Genomic DNA, 24,631 nt, shown 5'->3' on the forward strand with positions numbered 1-24,631 from the left:
TGTGCGTACAAAAGCGATATTTGATATTTCAGATCCTCTTTTATTTAAACAACAATTGCTATCCTGGGCATCTTCTTGCGAAGAGGTGGTTTGGTTAGACAGCAATGCTTATCCAGACACCTATCGACAGTACGATGCAGTTTTGGCAATAGAAGCTTTTACTGCAATAAAAACGGATACGCAGGATGCTTTTGAGAAACTGAAAGAATATCAGCAAACAACGGCTGATTGGATTTTTGGCTATCTTTCTTATGATTTAAAGAATGATACGGAGTATTTAAAAAGTCAGAATAGCGACGGACTTCATTTTCCAGAGCTTTATTTTTTTCAGCCTCAAAAATTATTTTTACTGAAAGGAAATCAGCTTGAAGTTCAGTATTTACGAATGGTAGATGATGAAATCGAACTTGATTTTACTGAAATTAACGAGATTGTAATTGCTGAAAAAATTACCGAAAATCAACAAAAATCGATTAATATTCAATCTCGGCTTTCTAGAGAAGCTTATTTAGAGAAAGTAGGCGAGATGCTGAAGCATATACATCGTGGCGATATTTATGAAGCTAATTTTTGCCAGGAATTTTATGTTGAAGATATCGATTTAAATCCGATTCAGGTTTTTGATCAATTAAATGAGATTTCGAATCCGCCTTTTGCTAGTTTTCTAAAGTTGGAAGATTACTACGCGATGTGCGCTTCACCAGAGCGTTACCTTCAGAAAAAAGGAAATCACGTTATTTCGCAACCTATTAAAGGAACTGCAGCGAGAGATAGCGATCCAAAAATTGATGCTGAAAAAGCACAAAAGCTATCTGAAGATAATAAAGAGCGTTCAGAAAATATCATGATTGCAGATTTGGTGCGGAATGATCTTTCTAAAACAGCTTCAAAAGGAAGTGTGAAAGTAGAAGAACTTTGTAAAGTTTATTCTTTTAAACAGGTACATCAGTTAGTTTCGACAATTTCGGCAGAGATTTCAGAAGGAATTCCTGCTGTTGAAGTTTTAAAAACTACGTTTCCTATGGGCAGTATGACTGGGGCTCCTAAAATTTCAGCAATGAAAATTATCGAAGAGCTAGAAGAAACGAAAAGAGGTTTGTACAGTGGCGCAATTGGATATTTCACTCCAGAATCAGATTTTGATTTTAATGTCGTAATTCGGAGTATCCTTTATAATGCAGAACTTAAGTATGCTTCATTTTCGGTAGGTGGTGCTATAACCGCACAGTCTATTCCAGAAAAAGAATACGACGAATGTATGGTTAAAGCTAAAGCCATGCGACAGGTTTTAGAACAATATAGAACTTAGTTTGAGATACAAATAAAAAAATCCTTTGAAGCATTCCTTCAAAGGATTTTTTATAGGTTTTAATTTCAGAATGATTACGGTGTTAAAACCACTTTTACGCAACCATCTTCTTTATTTCTAAATTTCTTGTAAGCTTCTGGAGCTTCACTTAATTTCATTCGGTGTGTGATGATAAAAGATGGATCTATTTTTCCTTCTTCTACTTTTTTAAGTAGAGGATCTAGGTAATGTTGCATATGTGTTTGTCCCATTTTTAAATTAAGGGATTTGTTCATTGCCATTCCCATCGGTAGACCATCAACCTCTCCTACATAAACGCCGGGTATAGAAACATTTCCTCCTTTTTTACAGGATTTAAATATTTGAGCCAACGCATTTGGCTGTCCTTTATCTAGATCTTTTTTGAAACCTTCTGTACCATGAGCTTCTGCACCAACCGCATCAATACAACAATCGGGGCCTTTGCCACCTGTCATTTCCATCAGTTTGGCATATACTTCATCTGCATCTACAGTTCTAATAACTTCAGCCTTACTATGTTTTTCAGCCATATCTAGACGTTCTTTAACCACGTCTATAGCAATTACACGTTTTGCGCCTAGCATCCAGGCACTTTGTATTGCAAATTGCCCTACAGGACCACAACCCCAAATGGCAACCGTATCACCTTGTTTAATATCTGCATTTTCTGCACCCATATAACCGGTTGGGAAAATATCAGAGAGAAATAAACTTTGTTCGTCACTTAAAGAATCCGGCACTTTAATTGGTCCAAAATCTGCGTAAGGAATTCTTACATACTCAGCCTGTCCTCCAGAAAATCCGCCTAACATGTGAGAAAATCCAAATAGTCCGGAAATAGAGTGGCCTAAATTTTCTCTACAAAGCTCTTCATTCGGGTTAGAATTGTCACAAAGAGAATATTTGTGATCATCGCAATAATCACAATTTCCGCAGGCAATCGTAAACGGAACTACAACACGGTCTCCTTTTTTTAATTTTTTGACATCTTTTCCTAATTCTACAACCTCTCCCATAAACTCGTGACCAAGAACATCACCATCTTTCATGGTAGGCATTAGATCGCCGTAAATATGGAGATCGGATCCACAAATTGCGGTAGAAGTCACTTTAATGATAACATCTCTTGGATCTTCAATTTTTGGATCGGGGACGTTATCGATTCTAACGTCTTCCTTTCCGTGATAACATAATGCTTTCATAGCTTCAATTTTTTTTGGTTTATTCTAAAGGTAGATGATAGGAAGACTGTTTTTGTATCTATTTCAATAAGTTTAACATGTGTTTACTGGGTAGTTTATGATTTTAACTGAAAAGGATTCTAAAACTTAGCAATCGAGTTAAATTTCAGAATAAAAAATGTTTTTAAATTGAAATAATCTGTAGTTTTAAACTAAAAATGCTAAACTTCCGAAGTGTTTTTTTTCAGCATTAATTTTGATCCTAAATTTCCGAATTTGAAATTTCTGCAACCCGATTTTCGTATATTTGATTTATGGAAAAAGCCTTTAAAAATCATCTAAAATCAAACCTTCCTTATCTATTTAATTCCAAAGTAATTCTTGCGGTAAGCGGGGGAGTAGATAGTATGGTTTTAATGCATCTCTGCAAAACAGCAAAACTTGATTTTTCAGTGGCGCATTGTAATTTCAATTTACGCAATAATGAAAGTGATGGAGACGAAGAATTTGTGGTGAGAGCGGTTCAAAATCTGGATATCAAAGTTCATGTTCAAAATTTTAATACGAAAGCATTTGCTGAAGAACATAAGCTTTCCATACAAATGGCGGCGCGCGAGTTGCGTTATCAATGGTTTGAAGAATTACGAGCTTCTGAAGGTGCCGATTATATTTTAGTGGCGCATCATGCAAATGATTCACTAGAAACTTTTTTAATTAATCTTATTAGAAGTACCGGCCCAGAAGGTTTGGCAGGAATAAAAGAAGAGAACGAAAAAATACTGCGCCCATTACTGAATTTCAGTAGAGATGAGATAGAATCTTATGCTAAAGAACATAAAATTATGTGGCGTGAAGATAGTAGTAATGCTTCTACAAAATATCTTCGGAATAAGATAAGACATCAGGTTATTCCATTATTGGAAGAAATGAATCCAAAATTTCTGGAAGGTTTCAGTAATACTCAGGATTACCTAAAACAACAGCTTAATTTAGTCGAAGATTACACAGAAATAATTTATAAAAAAGCAGTCAAAAAGGTCGAATTCGGATATTCTTTAGATGTTCTTTTTTTGGAGCGTTTACCAAATACAAAAGCGGTTTTGTATCAGCTTTTAAAAAGTTTTGGATTTACAGAATGGGATGACGTACATCATTTACTTACCGCCCAATCTGGTAAAATGGTTTTTTCGCATACACATCGTTTGGTAAAAGATCGAGACGAATTAATTTTAACCAAAATCGATCAATCTCACCTTAAAAAATCTTACGAAATTCACCAAAATGAGGATAATTTTATGATTCCTTCTGGTTCGCTAAGTTTCCACGAGGTGAGTGAAATTCAGGAAAAAAATAATCATACGATTTATGTGGATTATGAAAAGCTAAAATTTCCGTTAACCTTAAGGCGCTGGCAGGAAGGAGATACTTTTCATCCTTTTGGAATGAAAGGACGTAAAAAACTCAGTGACTTTTTTAAAGACAATAAACTATCCTTGCCGCAAAAAGAAAATACCTGGCTCCTCTGTTCAGAGAATAAAATTGTATGGATCGTAAATCAACGTGCAGACAATCGTTTTGCGATTACTTCTAAAAGTAAAAGAATTTTAAAGATTGTTTCGCACTAAACAAAAGTAGCGAAGATATAAAGATCGCTGTGAATTTCAACTTTTATTTATTGCAAATGTGAAGACTAATATGGAATAAGTTAGAGTGATTAAACATTTTTTGAAATAACTATAGAACCATAATCTTCGAAAAATCAGCAGTAATTACTGATAGCACATAGCTAAGAAAGAAAATCCTTTAAGTTTCGCGGTGTAATTTCTATCTTTATGGATTAAAAAATAAGATCTAACATATGAGATTATACCAGCGATCAATTCTTTATACCTGTTTACTTTTTATTGTTTTTCATGTTACCGCTCAAAACGATGATGCCTACGATATAAAAGAGCATTATACCAAAACAGAGGTTGATATCCCAATGAGGGATGGTACTAAGCTTCACACGACTATTTATTCTCCCAAAGATACCTCTCAGGAATATCCAATGATTATGCAGCGAACGCCATATAGTTCCAGACCTTATGGTGAAGGGCAAATGCGATCTAAAGTTGGTCCTAACGAATATTTGATGAAAGAAGGCAATATTATTGTCTATCAGGATGTTCGTGGTCGTTGGATGAGTGAAGGTAAGTACGATAATATGCGTGCTTATATCCCGAATAAAAAAGCAAAAGAATTCGACGAATCTAGTGATACCTACGATACTATCGACTGGTTAATAAAAAACGTTGATAATAATAACGGAAATGTAGGAATGTGGGGAATCTCTTATCCCGGGTTCTATTCTGTATACTCTTTGGTGGATTCTCACCCTGCTTTAAAAGCGGTATCTCCACAAGCAGGAATTTCAGACTTCTTTTTTGACGATTTTCATCATAATGGCGCTTACTTATTAAGTTATTGGAGAGCAACAGCACTTTTTGGATATCAAAAAGACGAACCAACTACAGAAAGCTGGTATGAACTTCCGGGACTTGGTACTCAGGATCAATATCAATTTTTCTTAGAGCATACTCCGCTTAGTTCTTTAGATGAATATTATAAAGAAGACAACGAATTTTGGCAACAACTAAAAGATCATCCTAATTATGACGAATTTTGGGAATCTAGAGGAATTATTCAGCATTTGGATGATGTAAAACCAGCAGTTATGGTTGTTGGTGGCTTGTTTGATGCCGAAGATCTTTACGGTCCTTTTAATGAGTACAAAAAGATTGAGAAAACCAGTAATACATACAATATTTTAGTTTACGGTCCTTGGAGCCATGGGGATTGGGCTCGCGAAAGTGGAAGACAATCGGTAGGGAATGTTTACTTTGGCGATAGTCTATCAACTAGATTTCAGCAAGATTACGAAACAAAATTCTTCAACCATTTCTTAAAACAAAACGGTGAAGGTGCTTTAGATTTAGCTGAAGCTCATATCTATGATACCGGAAAAAGAGAATGGACAGATTATAATCAATGGCCTCCAAAAAATTCCGTAGAAAAAACATTTTATTTAGGAGATGATCAGGAACTTACTACTCAGCCTACAGCTACAAAACAAGAATTTATAAGCGATCCGGAAAAACCGGTTTCTTATAATAACGAGATTAAAACGGTTTTCACTCCAAGAGAATACATGACGGGCGATCAACGTTTTGCTGCGCGAAGACCAGATGTTTTGGTTTACGAAACTGAAGTTTTAGATGCAGATTTATCTGTAGTTGGCGAAATAGAAGCAATGTTGAAAGTAGCTACCACAGGAAGCGCAGCCGATTGGGTAGTAAAAGTAATCGACGTATATCCATCTGACGCTGAAAATTATCCTGAAACTATGGATCATCTTAAAATGAGTAACTACCACATGATGGTACGTAGCGAAGTGATGAGAGGACGTTTTAGAAATAGCTTTTCTAAGCCTGAAGCATTCGAACCAAACAAAAAGACCGATGTAAATATTACGCTTCAGGGTGTAAACCATACATTTAAAAAGGGGCATAAGATGCAAATTCAGATTCAAAGTACATGGTTTCCTTTAATCGATTTGAATCCTCAAACCTATGTAGATAATATTTTTAGAGCTGAAAAGGAAGATTTTCAGAAACAGACACACACCGTATTTGGTGATTCGGCCATTAAATTTTCAGTATTAAAAAGATAACAGCGAATGTTCAGAAATCTAAGAATTATAGGTGCTGCTTTTGCCATTTTGGCGATTAGTTCTTGCAAAAATCAAAAGCAGGCGGAGTATTCTGAAGAAGAGATTGCGGAAGCATCCACTAAACTGAATCAATATTTTGAAGATCAGTTTGAGATTGAAGTGGAGGAATCTCCGATGATGCAAACCCAGTTGGGTAGAAAGACAAATTATGGGAAGTGGGATAATTTCTCTCATTTGCGCTATGCAAAAGAGCTAAAACAGGCGAGAGAGCGCAAAGATTATATCGATAAGATAGATCCAGTTTCATTAAATGCAGAATCCAATCTTAGCTATAAATTATATAAGCAAAATGTAGAAAATGAAATCGAGGATTATGAATTTCGATTTTATAACTATCCGGTAAATCAAATGTTTGGCTACCACGCCGATCTTCCTGCTTTTTTAATTAATAATCATAGGATCGATTCAGTTGCAGATGCCAAAGCCTATATTTCGAGATTAAACGGATTTACAAAAGCTTTTGAACAGGTTATTGGAGGCATTAAAATTAGAGAACAAAATGGTATCGTACCTCCCAAATTTGTTTTCGAGAAAGTAATTGATGATAGTCGCAATATTATAAAGGGGAAACCTTTCGAGAAGTCTGAAAATGCCAGTACACTTTTAGCAGACTTTAAGGAGAAGCTCAATAAATTAGAGATTGAAAGTTCTGATAAAGATCAGTTAATTGCTGAAGCAGAAAAAGCTTTAGTAGAACATGTTCAGCCTGCATATTTGTCTTTAATCGATCTCTTAGAAACTCAGCAAAAACGGGCTACTACTGAAAATGGAGCCTGGAAGTTTCCTAAAGGAGATAAATTCTATGAGTTAGCGCTTAAAAGGACCACGACCACCAATATGTCTGCAGATGAAATTCATGAATATGGGCTAAGCGAAGTGGCCAGAATTCATGGGGAAATGCAAAAGATTATGGATGAAGTGAAATTTGAAGGATCGCTACAGGATTTTTTCGAATTTATGAGAACCGACGAGCAGTTTTATTATGAAAATACTCCTGAAGCTAAAACACAATATTTAGATGATGCCAAAGGGATTGTCAATAAAATGCGTGGCAGTTTAGATGAACTGTTTTTAACTAAGCCAAAGGCTAAAATTAAAGTAAAAGCAGTAGAAAGTTTTCGTGAAAAAAGTGCAGGAAAAGCATTCTATCAACAACCTGCACCAGATGGATCGCGACCTGGTATTTTTTATGTAAATCTTTACGATATGCAAGCGATGCCAACGTATCAATTAGAAGCTTTAGCGCATCATGAAGGTATACCGGGACATCATATGCAAATCGCCATCGCGCAAGAATTAGATAGTATTCCTAAGTTTAGAAAATACGGAGGATATGGCGCGTATGTTGAAGGTTGGGGACTTTATAGCGAATATATTCCTAAAGAAATAGGCTTTTATAAAGATCCGTATTCTGATTTTGGACGTTTAGCGATGGAATTATGGAGAGCTTGTCGATTAGTTGTCGATACAGGTATTCACCACAAGAAATGGACAAGAGAAGAAGGGATCGAGTATTATAAGGAGAATACACCAAATGCCGAAAGTGACTGCATTAAGATGGTAGAGCGTCATATCGTTATGCCGGGGCAGGCAACTGCGTATAAAATAGGAATGAAGAAGATCCTGGACTTAAGAGAAAAGGCCAAAACTGCTTTAGGAGATAATTTTGATATCAAAGAATTTCATGATGTCGTGCTTTTAGATGGAGCATTACCGCTGAACGTCTTGGAGACTAAAGTTGATAACTGGATTGAAAATAACAAATAAATAATTGATCGTTCTGTAAATTTGCAGAACGATTTTTCTTTAAATAAGATACTATTGGAAAATAAAACGGAGTTAAAAACTGTGAAGTTAGTAAATACTGCCAATACAGAAGTAAGCATCGTAAATTTTGGAGCTGCCATTGGTAGCATAAAGTTTTACGATAAAAATCAAAAAATGGTGAATGTTATTGTTTCGCCACTAATTGAAGATTTGCCATCGGCGCTAAACAAAACCCATAATCAATGTTTTGGTGCTTCTATAGGAAGATATGCTGGGAGAATAACAGAAGGTAAATTTGAATTAGACGGAAAAGAACTCAGTTTGCATCAGGAAAATGGGGTGCATTTACACGGTGGTGAAAATGGATTTCATTATAAATACTGGGAGATCGTAGAAGAAAAACATGAAGATAATCCATCAGTAAAACTAAAATACTTTAGTAAGCACAACGAAGAAGGTTATCCCGGTAATCTAGAGGTTTTTGTAACCTATACACTTAATGAGGATAATAACTTAATTGTAGAGTACGAAGCGAAAACCGATAAAAAAACGGTAGTTAATTTAACCAATCATGCTTATTTCAATCTAAACGGAGAAGGTAGTGTAAGCGATCATTTTCTGAAAATCAATGCCGATAAGATTCTTGAGATAGATGAAAAACAATTGCCAACCGGTAATTTGAATAACCTGCGTGGCCATGCTAAAGATTTTGGTAAAAATCGATTAATAGGAAATAGAAATCTAGATGATACTTTTGTATTAAACAGTGATGGTGACGAACTATCTGCTCAGCTTTTTGCACCGCTTACCGGAATTAAGTTAGATATGTCTACAAATCAACCCGGAGTAGTTGTGTATGCGCCTGAATCGCTTCCTGACGATTTAACCTACCAAACAAGAATATCAGAATTTCCTTCTATTTGTTTTGAAGGACAAAATTTTCCCGATGCACCAAATTTCAGAAATTTTCCTAATAGCATTTTAGAGCCGGGTGAGGATTATTATAATAGAATTAGCTTCAAATTTAGTGTCAAAAAATAGTGAAAATGACTATAACTGTAATTTTTACAGTTATAATTTAAAAAAGTGATATCTTTAGCATAATATTGTGAAAATTTTATTTCATTTGATATAGGGTGAAATTTCCTAAAATTGGGAGACTACATCGATATATGATCAACACTTGATATTTTCTCAAAAAATAAATTAAACTAATTTTTATGGAATTTGAATTACTGGATGTGATAGTATTCATTGCTTACGGTCTACTTATAATCGGTGTAGGATTATGGGTTTCTCGTGGGAAAGGGGATACATCAGAAGATTATTTCCTGGCAAGTAAATCATTGCCTTGGTGGGCGATTGGAGCATCTCTAATTGCAGCAAACATTTCCGCGGAACAATTTATAGGGATGTCCGGTTCTGGTTTCGCACTTGGTTTAGCTATTGCTTCCTACGAGTGGATGGCGGCCATAACCTTAATTGTAGTTGGTAAATTTTTCTTACCCATTTTTATTGAAAAGAAACTCTATACGATTCCAGAATTCATTGAAGTTCGTTACAGTAAGAACCTGAAGACGATTTTAGCGATTTTTTGGATTTGTTTATTCATTTTCGTCAATCTTACATCAGTTCTTTATTTAGGAGCAACAGCATTAGATACCATTATCGGTAATGGTGATGGCGAAATCTTTATGCAATGTATTATCGGTCTTGCATTATTTGCAGCTGCTTATTCGCTTTACGGTGGTCTATCTGCTGTAGCGTGGACAGATGTTGTGCAAGTGGTATTGTTAGTAATTGGTGGTCTTATAACCACTTATATTGCATTAGAACATGTTTCTAGTGATGGTAATATATTTACTGGTATGGCAGAAGTTTATGATCAGGTACCAGAGAAATTTTCTATGATTCTAGATAAAGGTGAAATCATAACTCCAAATGGTAAAGATGCATGGTGGGATTTGCCAGGTATTGCTGTTTTAGTTGGAGGTCTTTGGGTTGCTAACCTTTACTATTGGGGATTCAACCAGTATATTATTCAGAGAACGCTGGCTGCAAAAAGTTTAAAAGAATCTCAACGCGGAATCGTACTTGCTGGATTTTTAAAGATATTAATTCCGCTTATTACGGTAATTCCTGGAATCATAGCATTCGTTATGAATACTGATGCAGGTGGTAATATTGCAGAAGGTGTTACCGATATTTCTTTCTTTAGTGAAAACGGAAGTATCATAAACGATAACGCCTCTCCTTGGCTTATTAAAGAGTTTATTCCAGCAGGTTTAAAAGGACTTGTATTAGCAGCACTAGCGGCGGCAATCGTTTCTTCTTTAGCTTCCATGCTGAACTCTACAGCGACTATCTTTACGATGGATATTTATAAACCTTACTTCCAGAAGAAAGCAGGAACTTCAGAAAAAGGATTGGTAAATGTTGGTAGAATTACCGCTACTATATCGCTTATTATTGCGATAATATTGGCGCCACAATTAAAAAGTTTAGGACAGGTTTTTCAATATATTCAGGAGTACACGGGAGTAGTTAGCCCAGGTATTCTTGCGGTATTTATGTTAGGTCTTTTCTGGAGGAAAACAACCAATAAAGCTGCAATTTGGGGAGTTTTAGTTTCAATTCCTATAGCGCTATACTTTAAAATTGGGCCGAATGGATGGATTGATTCTCCACTATTTATTACCTGGCCATTTATGCACCAAATGATGGCTACATGGATTCTTACCATGATTATCATGGCAATTATCACTTATGCTGAAACTGGTGGTAAAGTTCAGGAGAAATCGATTGTGTTGTCGAGAGGGCTATTTAAAACAGGACCAGTTTTCAATATTTGTAGTTTTGCAATCATTTTAATAATTGCGATGCTATATGCTATGTTCTGGTAGAACAAACAAAGTAGATGATATAAAAAAATCCCGAAGCAAATATGCTTCGGGATTTTTTATTGGTGGTTAGTTGGATGCTATTGTTTACTATTTTAAATAATGAATATCGCTTAAATTCTGTAGGGTTTTTGCTGCCTGCTCTGCAGTGATATCACGTTGAGGTCCTGCGAACATTTCGTATCCTACCATAAATTTCTTCACGGTAGCCGATCTTAGCAACGGAGGATAGAAACTCATATGCCAGTGCCATTCTGGGTATTCTCCGCCATCTGTAGGTATTTGATGGATTCCGCTAGAATAGGGGAAGGAGGTTTCAAAAAGGTTATCATATTTTATGGTGAGTTTTTTAAGAATTTCAGCAAAAGCTTTTTCTTCTTCTTCGTTTAACTGACCAATGTGCTGCTGATGTTTTTTAGGCGCGATCATAATTTCGTATGGCCAAACCGCCCAATAAGGAACTAAGGCTACAAAATGTTCATTTTCAACTATAATTCGTTCTTTCGCCTCTAATTCTTGCTTAAGGTAATCGCCTAAAAGACTCGATTTATTCTTTTCCCAATATTCTTTAAAATGGGCAGATTTTTTCTGAACTTCAGTAGGAATAGACATTTGTGACCAGATTTGCCCATGTGGATGCGGATTACTGCAACCCATAATTGCACCTTTATTTTCGAAGATCTGAACGTAATTGATGTTCTCTTGGCTTCCTAATTCAGCATATTCTTTTTTCCAGGTTTTAACTACTTTGGTAATATCTTCTGCTTCCATTAAAGGTAGCGTAAGCGAGTGATCTGGAGAAAAACAAACAACCTTGCAAATACCAACTTCGGTTTCAGCTTTCATTAAACCGTTTTCCTGAGTTTCTACAGGGCTATCGATTAATAATGCTGAAAAGTCATTTATAAAAGTATAAGGCTCTTTATAATCTGGATTAGTGTCACCTGTGCTTCGAGTATTACCAGGGCATAAATAGCAGCTAGGGTCGTAAGTCTCCTTTTTAGGTGTGGTGTCTTTTTCGGTTTTTCCCTGCCAGGGTCTTTTAGTACGATGTGGCGAACAAAGTATCCATTCGCCAGTTAAAATATTATATCGTCTATGAGGAATCGAATTAATATCGTGACTCATTTTTATGATTTTCGGTTAGTAATTAAAGTTTTTCTACAATTGTCCCTTCACTCGGTAAAACAGCAATCGTATCTAATTTTATATTGAATTTCTTGTAGTAAGCTTCTGCTGCTTCAGCAACATATTCGTCGATTTTATCGGCTTCAATTAAATTGATTGTACAGCCACCAAAACCGCCACCCATCATTCGAGAACCATAGATATAATCTTTATCTCTGGAAAATTCGACTAGAAAATCAAGTTCCGGGCAGCTCACTTCGTAATCGTGCTGAAGCCCGTCATGAGAACCATACATCAGCGTTCCAAATTCGCTAAGTTCGCCAGATTTTATAGCAGTTGTAGCATTCATCACGCGCTCATTTTCTTCAATCACGTAACGCGAGCGTTGATATTGCTTTCCTTCTAATTTATCCTCGAATTCTGAAAGCATTTCTAAATTTACATCACGAAGACTTTTTACTTCAGGATATTTTTGCTGAATAACTTCAACCGCAGTTTCACATTCTTGTCGGCGAGTATTGTATTCGCTGTCGGCCAAATTGTGAGAAACATTGGTATTCAGTAAAAGTAATTTGCAAGATTTGAAATCTGCCGGAATATATTCAGCATGTAAACTTTCACAATCTAAAAGAATGATGTGATCTTTTTTGCTCATTACTGATGCATATTGATCCATAATTCCGCATTTATTACCTACAAAATTGTGTTCCGCTTTTTGGGATAATTTGGTAATTTCAGTTTTGCTTAATCCAAGATTGAAAAGTGCATTTAGTCCTGACGCAAACCCACATTCTAAAGCTGCCGAAGAACTTATTCCGGCGCCCGTAGAAAGATCACTTTCAATTACGCAATCAAAACCTTTAATAGATTTTCCAAGCGCCTTTAATTCGTTAGTCACTCCAAGGACATAATTCTCCCAGGAATTTTCACTTATCGAAAGATTATTAGCATCATATTCTAAGTAGGCGTTATAAGTAGCACTGTAAACTCGACACGTACTTTCTGTATCATTTTCTTTAAATTCTAAATAGATTTTTTTGTCGATGGCTGTGGGCATCACAAAGCCATTATTATAATCTGTATGTTCGCCAATAAGATTTATTCTTCCTGGTGAGGCAACTTTAATTACAGGCTTAAAATCGGTAAAAGTTTCTGGTAAATTATGCGCGTTTGCTGAAGTACTCAATATGCTTATTTTTAGTAAATTTATAACTCAAATATAATAAACGTAATTTTTACATTCATCTTTTTAAAAGATTATTTTTCAACTATTTCCTTATATTTATCTGAAAATTGTCTAAAATACGTTTATGACCCCAACTTTAAAAGATCAATATGTTCAGAAAGATAAGATGTATGTGGCAACCGACTGTATTATTTTTGGTTTTGATGCCGGAAAGTTGAAATTACTTGTTTTTAAACGTAGGGTTGCTCCATTTTTAGGCACATGGTCTTTAATTGGAAGTTTTGTGAGAATGGAGGAGGATGTAAGCAACGCAGCAAAACGTGTGCTTGCCGAGATTACAGGTTTAGACAATGTTTTTATGGAACAGCTAAAAGCTTACGGAGTCGCAGATAGAGATCCAGGTTATAGATGCGTTTCTATTGCACAATATGCATTAATTAGAATCGATGAATACGATAAAGAATTAACCGAAAAGCATGGCGCGCATTGGTTTGATGTAGAAGAATTGCCCGAACTTGTTTTGGATCATAACCAAATGGTAATTGATGCCATGGCTCGATTAAAAAGAAAAGCCAGATATCAACCGATAGGATTTGAACTTCTTCCTGAAAAATTCACTATACCGCAATTACAATCCCTTTATGAAGCGATTTATCAGAAAAAGCTTGATGATCGGAATTTCAGAAAAAAATTGATGAGTCTTGGTTTGTTGATTAAGCTGAATGAAAAAGACAAAAGCGGATCCAGACGTGGGGCATTTTTGCATAAATTCGATTATACGAATTACCAAAAATTGGCGAAATCTGGTTATAATTTTGAAATAGCTTAATTTATTGAGATTATATTTGACATTTCAATAGAAATATAGCTTTTAAAGTGTATTTTTAATTTCTAAGCTTTATTTGTAAACTACAATCAAATTTAGAAAAATGAGCAAAACCAATCGAAGATCTGCTATTAAAGCCATGACGCTTGGAGCCGGAGCTTTGGGATTGAGTCCGTTTTCTACGTTACAGGCAGAAACTAAAACCATAGACTTAAATCCTAAGCGTTTAAAAAATAACATTAAGCATTCTGCATGCCGATGGTGTTACCAAAATATCCCTCTAGAAGAATTTGCTGAAAATGCTGCCAAAATTGGCTTAACGGGAATTGATCTTTTAAGACCAGAAGAATGGGATACGGTAGAGAAGTATGGATTAAAATGCTCGATGGCCACCGATACGTTTGCTGATATTGTAAACGGCTTTAATGAAACTAAAAATCATCAACATCTTCAGGAATCTTATAAGCCTTTAATCGAAAAGGCTGCTAAACGAGGGATCAAAAATGTGATTGTATTCTCTGGAAATCGAAGAGGAATGGACGATGAAACCGGATTTAAAAATTGTGTTACCGGCTTGAAACCACTTTTAGAATATGCTGAAGAACGCAATGTGAATTTAGTAATGGAGCTTTTAAATAGTAAAGTGAATCATCCCGATTATATGTGTGATCATACCGAATGGGGCGTAAAACTAGCAAAACGTACAGAAATGCCAAATTTTAAATTGCTCTATGATATTTACCACATGCAAATTATGGAAGGTGATGTTATCGCAACTATAAAAAAACATCATAAATACATCAATCATTATCATACCGGCGGAGTACCGGGAAGAAATGAAATTAATGATTCACAGGAATTATACTATCCGGCAATAGTTAAAGCGATTATAGAAACCGGTTTTGATGGGTATCTTGCTCAGGAATTTGTACCTACTTATGATGATAAACTGGCAGCTTTAAAAGAAGGAATTAAAATATGTGATGTATAATCGCGATCATACATCACATATTCCATATTTTAATCTCTACGTTGTTGCTTCGGAATTTTCTTTAAAGAACTCGGCGGTCCAACAAATATTCTTGCAGCTTCCCTAACGCTACTTGCGTGGCGCATATTCTTAAAGATATCCACCCATACATGAAATACATGTTTTACAGGGTTAAAATGCTTAGGTTGATCTATAATTCCGTAGATCGACTTTTCTCTTTCAGGCTCAAAAGTTCCTAACAAACGATCCCAAATTATAAATGTAGAACCATAATTTTTATCTAAATATTGTTCGTTACGACCGTGGTGCACACGGTGATGGGAAGGCGTTACGAATAGAAAGCTAAACCATTTAGGCATTCTGTCAATTAATTCGGTATGTATCCAAAACTGGTAAAGCACAGCAATTTGGTGACAGATAAAAAAGACGATAGGGTTAAATCCTAAAAAACTGATTGGAATAAAGAATATCACTTTAATCTGCTGGGTCCAGGATAATCTAAAAGATGTCGATAAGTTATACTTTTCAGAATTATGGTGCGTTACGTGAGTGGCCCATAAAAAATTAATTTCATGTCCATATCGATGCGCCCAATATCTACAAAAGTCTAAAATAACGAAACATAAAATGCTCGTAAACCAATTTGTTGGTATGCTCCATGGTACAATATTATAAACCCATAACACCAATCCAAACATTATAGATTTGGTTACAAGTCCCTGGAGCACATAAACCAGGCCGATGCTTAATGATGTAAGAAAGTCTTTTTTCTCATACCATTCTCGTTTTGTTTTCCAGCTGTAATAAAATTCTAAAAGAGCCAAACCAATCATAAGGGGGGCGGCATATAGAATTAAATCGGGGGCACTGGAAACAACACTATCTAAGGTGATTTCCTCTTTCATGGGGGTAATTTTTGTTTTTTTGAATTATAACAGAAATTATTTCCATCAACAAATTTAAGATCACAAGATTTTAAATTTTAACGTTTGCCTTTCAGGGCTTGTTTAATCTGGCTTCAGCATGTTTCCGAACCAAGAATAACCTATAGATAAATTTACAGAATATCCATTTAAATCTTCATAAAAATCATTCTTAGAAACGAATAATTTCGCTCTAATTGCGCTAAAAGAAATTTCTTTTCTTCCTAGAAATAAATTAGGAACCGTATTAATATAAGTTCTAAATTTAAAATCGGCACTTAACCCAAATAGAAAATTAAAATCAGTGATAATTATATCATCATCATCATCATCATCATCATCATTTTGTGAAAATTCTGTAATTGCGAAACCTGCAAAAGGTGCTAATTTCAATTTCGAATTGTCAATTATGGCGTAACCGTAAGAAATATCTATCAAGGCCAACGTAAATCGTTCTTTTTGTTCCCAATAGGTGTTCCCTAGATATTCATTTTCTACGCGTCCCCCAGATAGCGCTGTGTTTATATTTAAAATCGAATTTTTAAATGCTAAATCGAAACCAAATAAAAAGCTTATAGAATTACCGAAATGTTCTTCTACCTCGCCAGTACGAAAGCTATAGAGCGCGCCTACGTTAAATCCAATTCCAAAGTTTGCTTTCTCGTACTCCGGCAATTTATTATTATTATAAATATCCAGCCGGTCTTCGATATTGGGTTTCCATTGTAGTATTACAGCATAGTCTCTACCGTAGTCACTTTGTTTTTGGAACATAGCAACTTCATCATTTAAGTTCTGATAAATGTTCTGAAAAACGGTTTCAGCTGAATAATAAGAGCCTAATCTATCTAGTTCGTATTGTAATTTTCTCCTGTATAATTCAGCAATATCAAATATAACCTGATTGTACTCTAGGTTTTCTTCAGTTTTAAAATCTGGATGCACCCAAGATATCTGCGGATCGATGTAACAGAATGATTGTAATCTTAAAATTACCGTATCCTTGCGTTTTTGTTTTTCCGTAGTATACCCAATAGTATATTTTAATTCTGAAATAGAATGTTCAAAAGCGATTTCACGTTCCTGAAAGTCGCTCCAGGTTAAATTTCCTTCTTTCCAGTCTTTTCTGGAAACCTGACTGTGTACCCCTACAAAAGCGAAGTAGATGATGATACAAAAATGTTTGATTTTCATTAATGATTATGGATTATGCATCCAATAAGTAAATTTGATCGATATAAATTATAATTTAAAAATGAATAAATAAATAGTTATAAATAACGGTTAAAAGTATATAATTTTCTTGATATAGAACTATTAAAATAAATGCTAAATATAAAATTTTCAGAAGGTTAGGGGAGTGATTCTAAAACGAAAAGAGCCGCCATTTGGCAGCTCTTTTATAACGTAACTATTTTAGTTGTTTATCCACATTTGGAAGAACCACAATCTTTACAGGTTAGGCAGCCTTCCTGATAGATGAGATTCGAAGAATTACAATTGCTACATTTTTCTTTTTTCGCAACGGTACCATCTTCGATAAAGCGCTTTAATGCTCTAGCGACTCCGTTTTTCCAGGTATTAATAGATTCTGTGTCTAATTGCAGACTATTCACAAGATTTACAACATTGTCGATCGCCATACCATGTCTAAGCGTACTTGAGATAAGTTTCGCGTAATTCCAGAATTCCGGATTAAACTTATGTGATAATCCTTCTATAGTTGTTTTATAACCTCTTTTATTTTTATACTGAAAGTCGTAACGGGAAGAACCATCATCATTTCGGTTTTTAATGATCAATCCTTCATTAACCCAACGCGGAATAAGAATACCATCTTCATCATCTGAAAATCCGGTAAAAATTTCATAAGGTCTACCATCAATTAAACCAATAAAGGCAATCCATTTGTCTTTATTATTCTGAAAACGTACCACGTCAGCTTCTAAAACCTGTGGGCGTTTAGTAGGGAATATGCCTTCAGCATCATTCTTTTCTTCCTTTTTCTCTTCATTCGAAATTAATACTCCAGAGCGGGAGCCATCACGATAGACGGTAACTCCTTTACATCCCGCTTCCCATGCTTCTAAATAAAGTTTACCTACAAGCTCTTCGCTCACATCATTTGGTAAATTGATCGTAACACTAATTGAATGGTCTACCCATTTTTGTACAGCTCCCTGCATTCTTACTTTACTTAACCAATCTACATCGTTACTGGTAGCCTGGTAGTAGGGAGAAGCTTTTACCAATTCGTCTAACTCGGCATTGGTATAATTTCTATCTATATCGTGGTCATTTATCTTCATCCATTCTTTGAAACGATGGTGGAAGACCACATATTCTTCCCAGCTATCGCCAACTTCATCTACAAAATCAACGCGAGAATCCTTATCATTAGGATTTACTTTTCTACGACGTTTGTAAACTGGCAAGAAAACAGGTTCTATTCCCGATGTTGTTTGCGTCATTAAACTAGTAGTACCAGTTGGTGCAATAGTTAGTAATGCGATATTTCTACGGCCATGCTCTAACATGTCGTAATATAATTTTTCATCAGCTTCTTTTAATCGAAGGATAAATGGATTTTCTTTTTCTCTTTCAGAATCGAAAATAGTAAAAGCACCTCTTTCTTTTGCAGTATCTACGGAAGCACGATAAGCAGCTAGTGCGATATTTTTATGAATTTCGGTTGAAAAAGCTACGCCTTCTTCACTTCCATATCTTATTCCTAAACCGGCAAGCATATCACCTTCAGCAGTGATTCCAATTCCTGTTCTACGACCTTCCTGTGCTTTTTTCTTGATGTTTAACCAAAGATTTCGCTCTACTCCCTTAACCTCTTCGCTTTCAGGATCGGCTTCAATTTTATCAAGAATAGCGTCGATTTTTTCTAATTCAAGATCAATAATATCGTCCATTATACGCTGAGCTGCGCTAATATGCTTTTTGAAAAGCTCATAGTTGAATTTTGCCTTCTTTGTAAAAGGATCATCAACGTAAGAAAATAAATTGATGGCTAACAAGCGGCAAGAATCGTAAGGACAAAGCGGAATTTCACCACAAGGATTTGTCGAAACGGTTTTATAACCTAGATCGGCATAACAATCGGGTACCGATTCGTTAATTACGGTGTCCCAGAATAAAATCCCCGGTTCAGCCGATTTCCAGGCATTATGAACAATTTTTTTCCAAAGTTTTTCTGCTTCAATTTCTTTACTGAATTTAGGCGCTTCACTGAAAACCGGATATTTTTGCGTATAAGCTGTTTGATTTTTTACAGCTTTCATAAATTCGTCATCAATTCTCACAGAAACATTTGCGCCGGTAACTTTACCTTGTTCCATTTTGGCATCGATAAAATCTTCTGAATCGGGATGATTAATCGATACAGAAAGCATTAAAGCACCACGGCGACCATCTTGCGCTACTTCTCTTGTAGAGTTAGAATAGCGCTCCATAAAAGGAACAATACCTGTTGATGTTAACGCTGAATTTTTTACCGGTGAACTTTTTGGTCGAATATGGGATAAATCGTGTCCCACACCGCCACGACGTTTCATAAGTTGCACCTGTTCCTGGTCTATTTTCATGATTCCGCCATAAGAATCTGAGCTTCCATCATTGCCAATAACAAAACAGTTTGATAGCGATGCAATTTGATGAGGATTTCCAATCCCGGCCATCGGGCTACCTTGTGGAACGATATATTTAAAATCTTTTATAAGATCGAAAACTTCATCTTCAGACATCGAATTTGGATAGCGTTGCTCTACTCTTGCAATTTCTTTTGCAATTCTGCGATGCATATCATTAGGGGTAAGCTCATAAATATGACCATCAGAATCTTTTAGTGCATACTTATTTACCCAAACACGAGCAGCAAGATCGTCTCCTTTAAAATATTCTAATGAAGCTTTAAAAGCTTCATCCTGAGTGTATGTTTTTGCAGTCTTAGGAGTTGTTTCTACAGGCATAAATCACGTCTTTTAAAAATTTGGAAGGTAATTTTTGGAAAGGTAAATGTAACTAAATATTTAAGAGTAATCTGGGGGTAGATTACGAAAGTTATCAATAGAAAGTTGTTAATAAATTGAAATTCAATAAATTAAAAATTTATCAACAGGCGATGGTTTACAAATAAGAAAAATATAATGGAATGAAAATTTGGCGGTTTTGATATTGCTGAATTTTAACAGCTTTAACTTCTGATGCGAAAAATGAATTTGAAATTTTTCATTCTTAAAAAGGAAGTATTTGTTTAGATAATTAAAAAGTTTATAGACTAAGAATAAAAAAGGGGATAATATTTCTATTATTCCCTTTTTCAATAAATCCTGTTTTTTTATTCAGTTACAGACCAGATTGCATAGCCATTAGCAGGTGCCTCAATAGTCACTTCTCCATTTTCATCTGCCATTGGATAATAGGAAGAATTTTCTGAATAGTCCATCAAAATAGTACTATTCCAACTTGTAGTAATTGTTCTTCTTTTCGCATTTCCGGATGTATTTATGTAAAGAATAAGCCCTGGATTATTACCATCGCCGTTTCTTTGCATAATATATTCATCGTTATCATTATATATAATATTTACCGATCCAGTAGCCAAACTATTATGAATACTTATCAATTTATTTAGCTGCTCTTGGAATTCCGGGTTTTCATAATCTAAATAGAAAATTGTAGGATACCCGGGATGAGTCATTATAAAAGCATAAGCTTTAAGTTTATTTTCTGAAGCAATAATGTTGTCTTCATTATCATCTTTTTCGGTATCATGGTTTGCGGTAAAAGTAACCGCTTTTTCAGGATGTGTTTGCCAGACTTGATCATTAGTAAGCTCTGTAAGATCGTCATTGCGATCGAATGCCTGTTCCATAGTGTAAAAAGCAGCAAAATCGAATGCGCCGCTTCCGGTAGCATCAATGTGATTCCTGATAATTTCAGGATTACCATCCCAAAGTTCACTTACCGAAAATCCGCCAACTTCTTCTAACCAATCCTGAATTACAAAATCTTCGAATCCAAGAACATAATCGAAACGCCATCCATCAAATCCCATCACGTTTTTATAGTATTTGGCAACAGAATTTTCATCTTTCCATAACCAGTCTTGAACGCGTTCTCTATGATGATCTAAGTTTGTTTCTTGGTAAAATAAACTTGGCGGATCGTATTCGCTTACGCTATTAGGATAAAAATCTTCGTAATCTCTATTAAACATTCCTGAAGCATTGCCATGAGTTTCGTCGAAAAGCGTGTATGTATCTCTTTCACGATAAGGATTGTATTCCAAACCACCACCAGAATTATGATTTAAAACGATATCAGCGATTACTTCAATATTATTATCGTGAGCCACGCTTATCATACCTTCTAGCTCTTCACGAGTTCCAAATCGTGTAGGAATAGTACCATGCTGCTCGTAATTTCCAAAATCAAAATAATCGGATGGATCGTAACCCATAGAATATCCACCAGATTGTCCTTTACTTGCTGGCGGAATCCATATTCGATTAACACCTACATTCGCCCAGCCCTCAATTTTTCCTGAAATGGTATTCCACCATTCAAACCTTGGTTCTACATCCCAATAAAAAGCTTGCATCATTACTCTAGATCCATTATCGTAATCTGATAAGTTTAATGCTGAAACTGGTTCGGGTTGCTCCATACCATTATCATCGTCTGAATCTACAACCGTATCATCATCTGAAGAACAACTAAATATAAGAGCCAAAACCAGAAAATAGAGTAGAGGTGTACTTGTGATTTTTTTCATAAGAAAAGAAGTTAAAAAAGGCTGCCATGGCAGCCTTTTTATTAGTAAATTTTATTCTGCAACCTGTGGGATTAATAAGAAGCGTCCATCTAGATCATTAAACCAAATACTATAGGTTCCTGGAGTTGCAGTAATATTTTCACCTCCTAAATTAGTTTCTCCACTAATTGCTGCTAAAGCGATACCCCAACTTACATCCCATGCATCGTTGGCTCTAAATTTAAATTCGCCATCGTTAAACACGAAATCTTTGGTATACCAAATATGAGGATTAAACTCAGATTGAGTCATGTCGGTATCGGCATCCCAACCTGCTGGAGTTGAATCACCAATGATCCCTATGCTTTCATAAGTAGCAGATGCACTAGCATCAACTTCATCGAAAGAGTAAGTTCCATCAGCAACATTAATGGTAAAGCTATAATAAGCATCATTACTTACAGTGAAAGCCTGAGGATCGTTATCCAAGTCCTCACTACTTGTAGCGACACCTTCGTTAAGACCCCATTGTGGTTGCCAATTTCCTAAACTTTCTAACAGTTTAAAACCTTGAACATCAGCGCCTCCTGCAAATCGTCCTTCAAAATAATAAAGGTCATCATTTTCAGCATCTCTAAATAATGGTGTATTGTTGTTATTATTGTTCCAACCGGCAGCTGTGGCATCTCCAACAAGATAGAGTTCTCTTTTAAGCTCTATAACATCTCCTGTTTCTTCTGGTAGTGTAACCGATACCATTAGAATTTCTGAAGTTTGCGCTACTACGTTGCCAGCATTGGCACCAACATAAGCTCTAACTTTGAAATATACATTGCCAGTATTTAGAGCTTCGGTTTCAGGATCATTATCTAAACCAGCTTCCTCTGCTAATTCTAGCATTTGTCCTACAGTAACGGCCAGATTCGTTTGTGTTATGTCTCCCAAGACATCGTAACTACTAAAATTTTCCTCAGTAGACGCCTGGAGTTCGTAATTTACAGGAGTTTGAACGTCGAAATCAACTTCGTTCCAAACAAATCTTTCCGCAAGATTATTGCTATTAGCAGCAGATAATGTATAGGTTTCCGCAGGAGTATTCATAAAATTAATTCCGTCGGGATCTGGCTTTGCAGTAAACGTAAAGTCATCATCTTCGGTACAAGCTGTAAAGCTTAATAATGCGATAAACGCGATGAATAATAGTCTTAACTTTTTCATTGTAACTTGATATTTATTAATAGCCTGTATTTTGTGTTAAATTAGGATTGATCAAAATGATATTACTTGGTAATGGAAATAAAGTTCTGTAGTCACTTACAGCGGTTCCTGATTTAGAACCACCTTTAAATGGCCATAAATAGTTGCCAGAAGTATAATCGTTATAGCGAATAAGGTCTGTTCTTCTTTGTCCTTCCCAGTATAATTCGCGTGCTCTTTCATCCAAAATAAAGTCCGTATTAAGATCGCTTGAAGAAATATTGCCTTCAGAATTACCAAAAGCTCTTTCTCTCAGTTCATTAATATAACCTACTGCATCCTGAACGTTACCTCCAGAGCCACCACGTGTTACCGCTTCCGCGTAGGTAAGATAGATTTCTGCCATTCTAATTAAAGGAAGATCGGTGTCCACAAAGTCACCACCTTCATCACTACCAGCATTACCTTCAGAATCAATATTTGTGAACTTGGTAACTGCATATCCATCACTAAAAGTGTTGGCAATAGTATTGATTTCTAAATTTTGTCCTTCAGTAAAGAACATCGCTCTTTGATCTGCCCACTCTGTAGGGTTTCCATCTTCGTCTGAAGCAGATACTGCATAATCGAATTTATTCACTAGGGCTTTGGTAGTTCTTAGTCCAGACCATCCACCATTAACTCCAAATGAAGAAGGATCCATGTCTCCACCGATGGCAGCATGAACAAGAAAACTTGTACCACCATAAGTTCTAGAATTATTTCCATCAAAATTAAGTGCAAAAATAAATTCATTCTGAGCACCATTTCTATCGTTATCAGCAAGAAAAAGTTCGTCGTAAGCTGAACCGTTTCCATTCGCATCTACTGTATTTATGCTGTAAGAAGAGTTTATAACTTGATTAGCGAAAGTAATAGCATCGCTATTATGATCTTCCCCAATCCAAACTTCTGCATTCAAATATAATTTAGATAGTAAAGCCCAAGCTGCAACACGATCTACGCGTCCATATTCTTTTGCACCGCTTTCCACTAAAATATCTTGAATTTCAGTTAATTCAGTTTCCACAAAATTGAATATTTCTTCTCGAGAATTTTGCGCAGGTAACTCAGTTGAAACTACGGTTACTAGAGGAACGTTTCCGTAGAGATCAATAAGGTTATAGTAAGCAAAAGCTCTTAGAAATCTTGCTTCTGCGATATAAGAATCTATTACAGGATCTTCTAAAGCTGATGCATTTGAAATAAATGAGTTGCAAAATGAAACTTCCTGAGCCAGTCGATAATACATCGCTGTTGTAAAATCATTACCAGCTCCCCAGCTCATAGCATGCAAATTGGGAAGTCCCGGATCACCCCAACCTACCACAGCATTATCTGTCGTAAGCTCGTTTAAGTTAAATAGCATTCTAGAATATTGAGAAGTACCCTCGTCTATTCCCGATATATCGGGTTGCCCTGAAGGACCTTCTTGGCCGGTTAAGGCTAAACTTGCATAAAGTTTAGCTAAAGCACCTCTAGCTTCCTCGGCATTAGTAAAAACATCGTTTTCTGTAAAGCTATCTGGATCGATTGGTGTCTGATCCAAATCGTCATGGCAAGACACTAAAATGAGTGTCGGAATGACAAGTGCTAATTTCTTTATATAATTCATTTTCATTATTCT

Annotated in this window: 17 protein-coding genes; 8 read left to right on the forward strand and 9 right to left on the reverse strand. The window is 35.7% G+C overall.

Annotated features, from left to right (window positions below; genetic code table 11):
- Position 1: 1 nt before the first annotated feature.
- Entirely contained in the window at positions 2–1,309 is a 1,308-nt protein-coding gene (locus QWY91_RS01525) for an anthranilate synthase component I family protein (RefSeq protein WP_290231026.1), read from the forward strand.
- A gap of 74 nt (positions 1,310–1,383) precedes the next feature.
- Here the strand turns inward: QWY91_RS01525 and QWY91_RS01530 are convergent, their stop codons facing one another.
- Positions 1,384–2,532, reverse strand: coding sequence for a zinc-dependent alcohol dehydrogenase (locus tag QWY91_RS01530; protein ID WP_290231028.1), 1,149 nt, complete (start codon positions 2,530–2,532; stop codon positions 1,384–1,386).
- A gap of 293 nt (positions 2,533–2,825) precedes the next feature.
- On the opposite strand from QWY91_RS01530, the gene tilS reads away from it, so the two are divergent.
- The 5 genes from tilS (at position 2,826) to QWY91_RS01555 (ending at position 10,953) form a co-directional block, all read left to right on the forward strand.
- Positions 2,826–4,136 carry a tRNA lysidine(34) synthetase TilS gene (tilS, locus tag QWY91_RS01535; protein ID WP_290231030.1) on the forward strand — a complete coding sequence of 437 codons (1,311 nt, stop codon included), beginning with the start codon at positions 2,826–2,828 and terminating at the stop codon, positions 4,134–4,136.
- A 233-nt stretch (positions 4,137–4,369) separates the two neighbouring features.
- Positions 4,370–6,223 carry a CocE/NonD family hydrolase gene (locus QWY91_RS01540; protein ID WP_290231032.1) on the forward strand — a complete coding sequence of 618 codons (1,854 nt, stop codon included), beginning with the start codon at positions 4,370–4,372 and terminating at the stop codon, positions 6,221–6,223.
- A gap of 6 nt (positions 6,224–6,229) precedes the next feature.
- Positions 6,230–8,050 (forward strand): DUF885 domain-containing protein, encoded by a 1,821-nt coding sequence (locus QWY91_RS01545; RefSeq protein ID WP_290231034.1) that lies wholly within the window; start codon positions 6,230–6,232, stop codon positions 8,048–8,050.
- 54 nt (positions 8,051–8,104) lie between these two features.
- Positions 8,105–9,091 (forward strand): aldose epimerase family protein, encoded by a 987-nt coding sequence (locus tag QWY91_RS01550; RefSeq protein WP_290231036.1) that lies wholly within the window; start codon positions 8,105–8,107, stop codon positions 9,089–9,091.
- Between the two features lie 179 nt (positions 9,092–9,270).
- Positions 9,271–10,953 (forward strand): sodium/sugar symporter, encoded by a 1,683-nt coding sequence (locus tag QWY91_RS01555; RefSeq protein WP_290231037.1) that lies wholly within the window; start codon positions 9,271–9,273, stop codon positions 10,951–10,953.
- Between the two features lie 87 nt (positions 10,954–11,040).
- Here QWY91_RS01555 and QWY91_RS01560 read toward each other — a convergent pair whose 3' ends face one another.
- Both QWY91_RS01560 and galK read right to left on the reverse strand, forming a co-directional pair.
- Positions 11,041–12,078 carry a UDP-glucose--hexose-1-phosphate uridylyltransferase gene (locus QWY91_RS01560; RefSeq protein ID WP_290231039.1) on the reverse strand — a complete coding sequence of 346 codons (1,038 nt, stop codon included), beginning with the start codon at positions 12,076–12,078 and terminating at the stop codon, positions 11,041–11,043.
- Between the two features lie 22 nt (positions 12,079–12,100).
- Positions 12,101–13,264: a galactokinase gene (gene galK, locus QWY91_RS01565; RefSeq protein WP_290231041.1), complete on the reverse strand. Its 1,164-nt coding sequence runs from the start codon at positions 13,262–13,264 to the stop codon at positions 12,101–12,103.
- A gap of 124 nt (positions 13,265–13,388) precedes the next feature.
- Here galK and QWY91_RS01570 point away from each other — a divergent pair, with 124 nt between their 5' ends.
- Positions 13,389–14,093: an NUDIX hydrolase gene (locus tag QWY91_RS01570; RefSeq protein WP_290231043.1), complete on the forward strand. Its 705-nt coding sequence runs from the start codon at positions 13,389–13,391 to the stop codon at positions 14,091–14,093.
- Between the two features lie 100 nt (positions 14,094–14,193).
- Positions 14,194–15,081 carry a hydroxypyruvate isomerase family protein gene (locus tag QWY91_RS01575; RefSeq protein WP_290231044.1) on the forward strand — a complete coding sequence of 296 codons (888 nt, stop codon included), beginning with the start codon at positions 14,194–14,196 and terminating at the stop codon, positions 15,079–15,081.
- 29 nt (positions 15,082–15,110) lie between these two features.
- Here the strand turns inward: QWY91_RS01575 and QWY91_RS01580 are convergent, their stop codons facing one another.
- The 6 genes from QWY91_RS01580 to QWY91_RS01605 form a co-directional block, all read right to left on the reverse strand.
- On the reverse strand, positions 15,111–15,986 hold the full coding sequence (locus QWY91_RS01580) for a sterol desaturase family protein (protein ID WP_290231046.1): 876 nt from the start codon (positions 15,984–15,986) through the stop codon (positions 15,111–15,113).
- 102 nt (positions 15,987–16,088) lie between these two features.
- Positions 16,089–17,198, reverse strand: coding sequence for a hypothetical protein (locus tag QWY91_RS01585; protein WP_290231048.1), 1,110 nt, complete (start codon positions 17,196–17,198; stop codon positions 16,089–16,091).
- A gap of 230 nt (positions 17,199–17,428) precedes the next feature.
- Entirely contained in the window at positions 17,429–19,981 is a 2,553-nt protein-coding gene (locus QWY91_RS01590) for an adenosylcobalamin-dependent ribonucleoside-diphosphate reductase (RefSeq protein ID WP_290231050.1), read from the reverse strand.
- A gap of 368 nt (positions 19,982–20,349) precedes the next feature.
- Complete coding sequence (locus QWY91_RS01595) at positions 20,350–21,789, reverse strand: alpha-amylase (protein ID WP_290231052.1); 1,440 nt, start codon at positions 21,787–21,789, stop codon at positions 20,350–20,352.
- A gap of 51 nt (positions 21,790–21,840) precedes the next feature.
- Complete coding sequence (locus QWY91_RS01600; protein ID WP_290231054.1) at positions 21,841–22,986, reverse strand: SusE domain-containing protein; 1,146 nt, start codon at positions 22,984–22,986, stop codon at positions 21,841–21,843.
- Between the two features lie 16 nt (positions 22,987–23,002).
- A complete protein-coding gene (locus QWY91_RS01605) occupies positions 23,003–24,625 on the reverse strand; it encodes a RagB/SusD family nutrient uptake outer membrane protein (protein WP_290231056.1) in 1,623 nt (540 codons plus the stop codon).
- Positions 24,626–24,631: the final 6 nt, after the last annotated feature.

Source organism: Zunongwangia endophytica (assembly GCF_030409505.1).
GTDB lineage: Bacteria > Bacteroidota > Bacteroidia > Flavobacteriales > Flavobacteriaceae > Zunongwangia > Zunongwangia endophytica.

Coding starts and splice junctions, on each gene's coding strand:
- QWY91_RS01605 (WP_290231056.1), bottom strand. CDS start 24,625: ATGAAAATGAATTATATAAAGAAATTAGCACTTGTCATTCCGACACTC.
- QWY91_RS01585 (WP_290231048.1), bottom strand. CDS start 17,198: ATGAAAATCAAACATTTTTGTATCATCATCTACTTCGCTTTTGTAGGG.
- QWY91_RS01570 (WP_290231043.1), top strand. CDS start 13,389: ATGACCCCAACTTTAAAAGATCAATATGTTCAGAAAGATAAGATGTAT.
- QWY91_RS01590 (WP_290231050.1), bottom strand. CDS start 19,981: ATGCCTGTAGAAACAACTCCTAAGACTGCAAAAACATACACTCAGGAT.
- QWY91_RS01555 (WP_290231037.1), top strand. CDS start 9,271: ATGGAATTTGAATTACTGGATGTGATAGTATTCATTGCTTACGGTCTA.
- QWY91_RS01580 (WP_290231046.1), bottom strand. CDS start 15,986: ATGAAAGAGGAAATCACCTTAGATAGTGTTGTTTCCAGTGCCCCCGAT.
- QWY91_RS01530 (WP_290231028.1), bottom strand. CDS start 2,532: ATGAAAGCATTATGTTATCACGGAAAGGAAGACGTTAGAATCGATAAC.
- QWY91_RS01560 (WP_290231039.1), bottom strand. CDS start 12,078: ATGAGTCACGATATTAATTCGATTCCTCATAGACGATATAATATTTTA.
- QWY91_RS01600 (WP_290231054.1), bottom strand. CDS start 22,986: ATGAAAAAGTTAAGACTATTATTCATCGCGTTTATCGCATTATTAAGC.
- tilS (WP_290231030.1), top strand. CDS start 2,826: ATGGAAAAAGCCTTTAAAAATCATCTAAAATCAAACCTTCCTTATCTA.
- QWY91_RS01545 (WP_290231034.1), top strand. CDS start 6,230: ATGTTCAGAAATCTAAGAATTATAGGTGCTGCTTTTGCCATTTTGGCG.
- QWY91_RS01595 (WP_290231052.1), bottom strand. CDS start 21,789: ATGAAAAAAATCACAAGTACACCTCTACTCTATTTTCTGGTTTTGGCT.
- QWY91_RS01540 (WP_290231032.1), top strand. CDS start 4,370: ATGAGATTATACCAGCGATCAATTCTTTATACCTGTTTACTTTTTATT.
- QWY91_RS01575 (WP_290231044.1), top strand. CDS start 14,194: ATGAGCAAAACCAATCGAAGATCTGCTATTAAAGCCATGACGCTTGGA.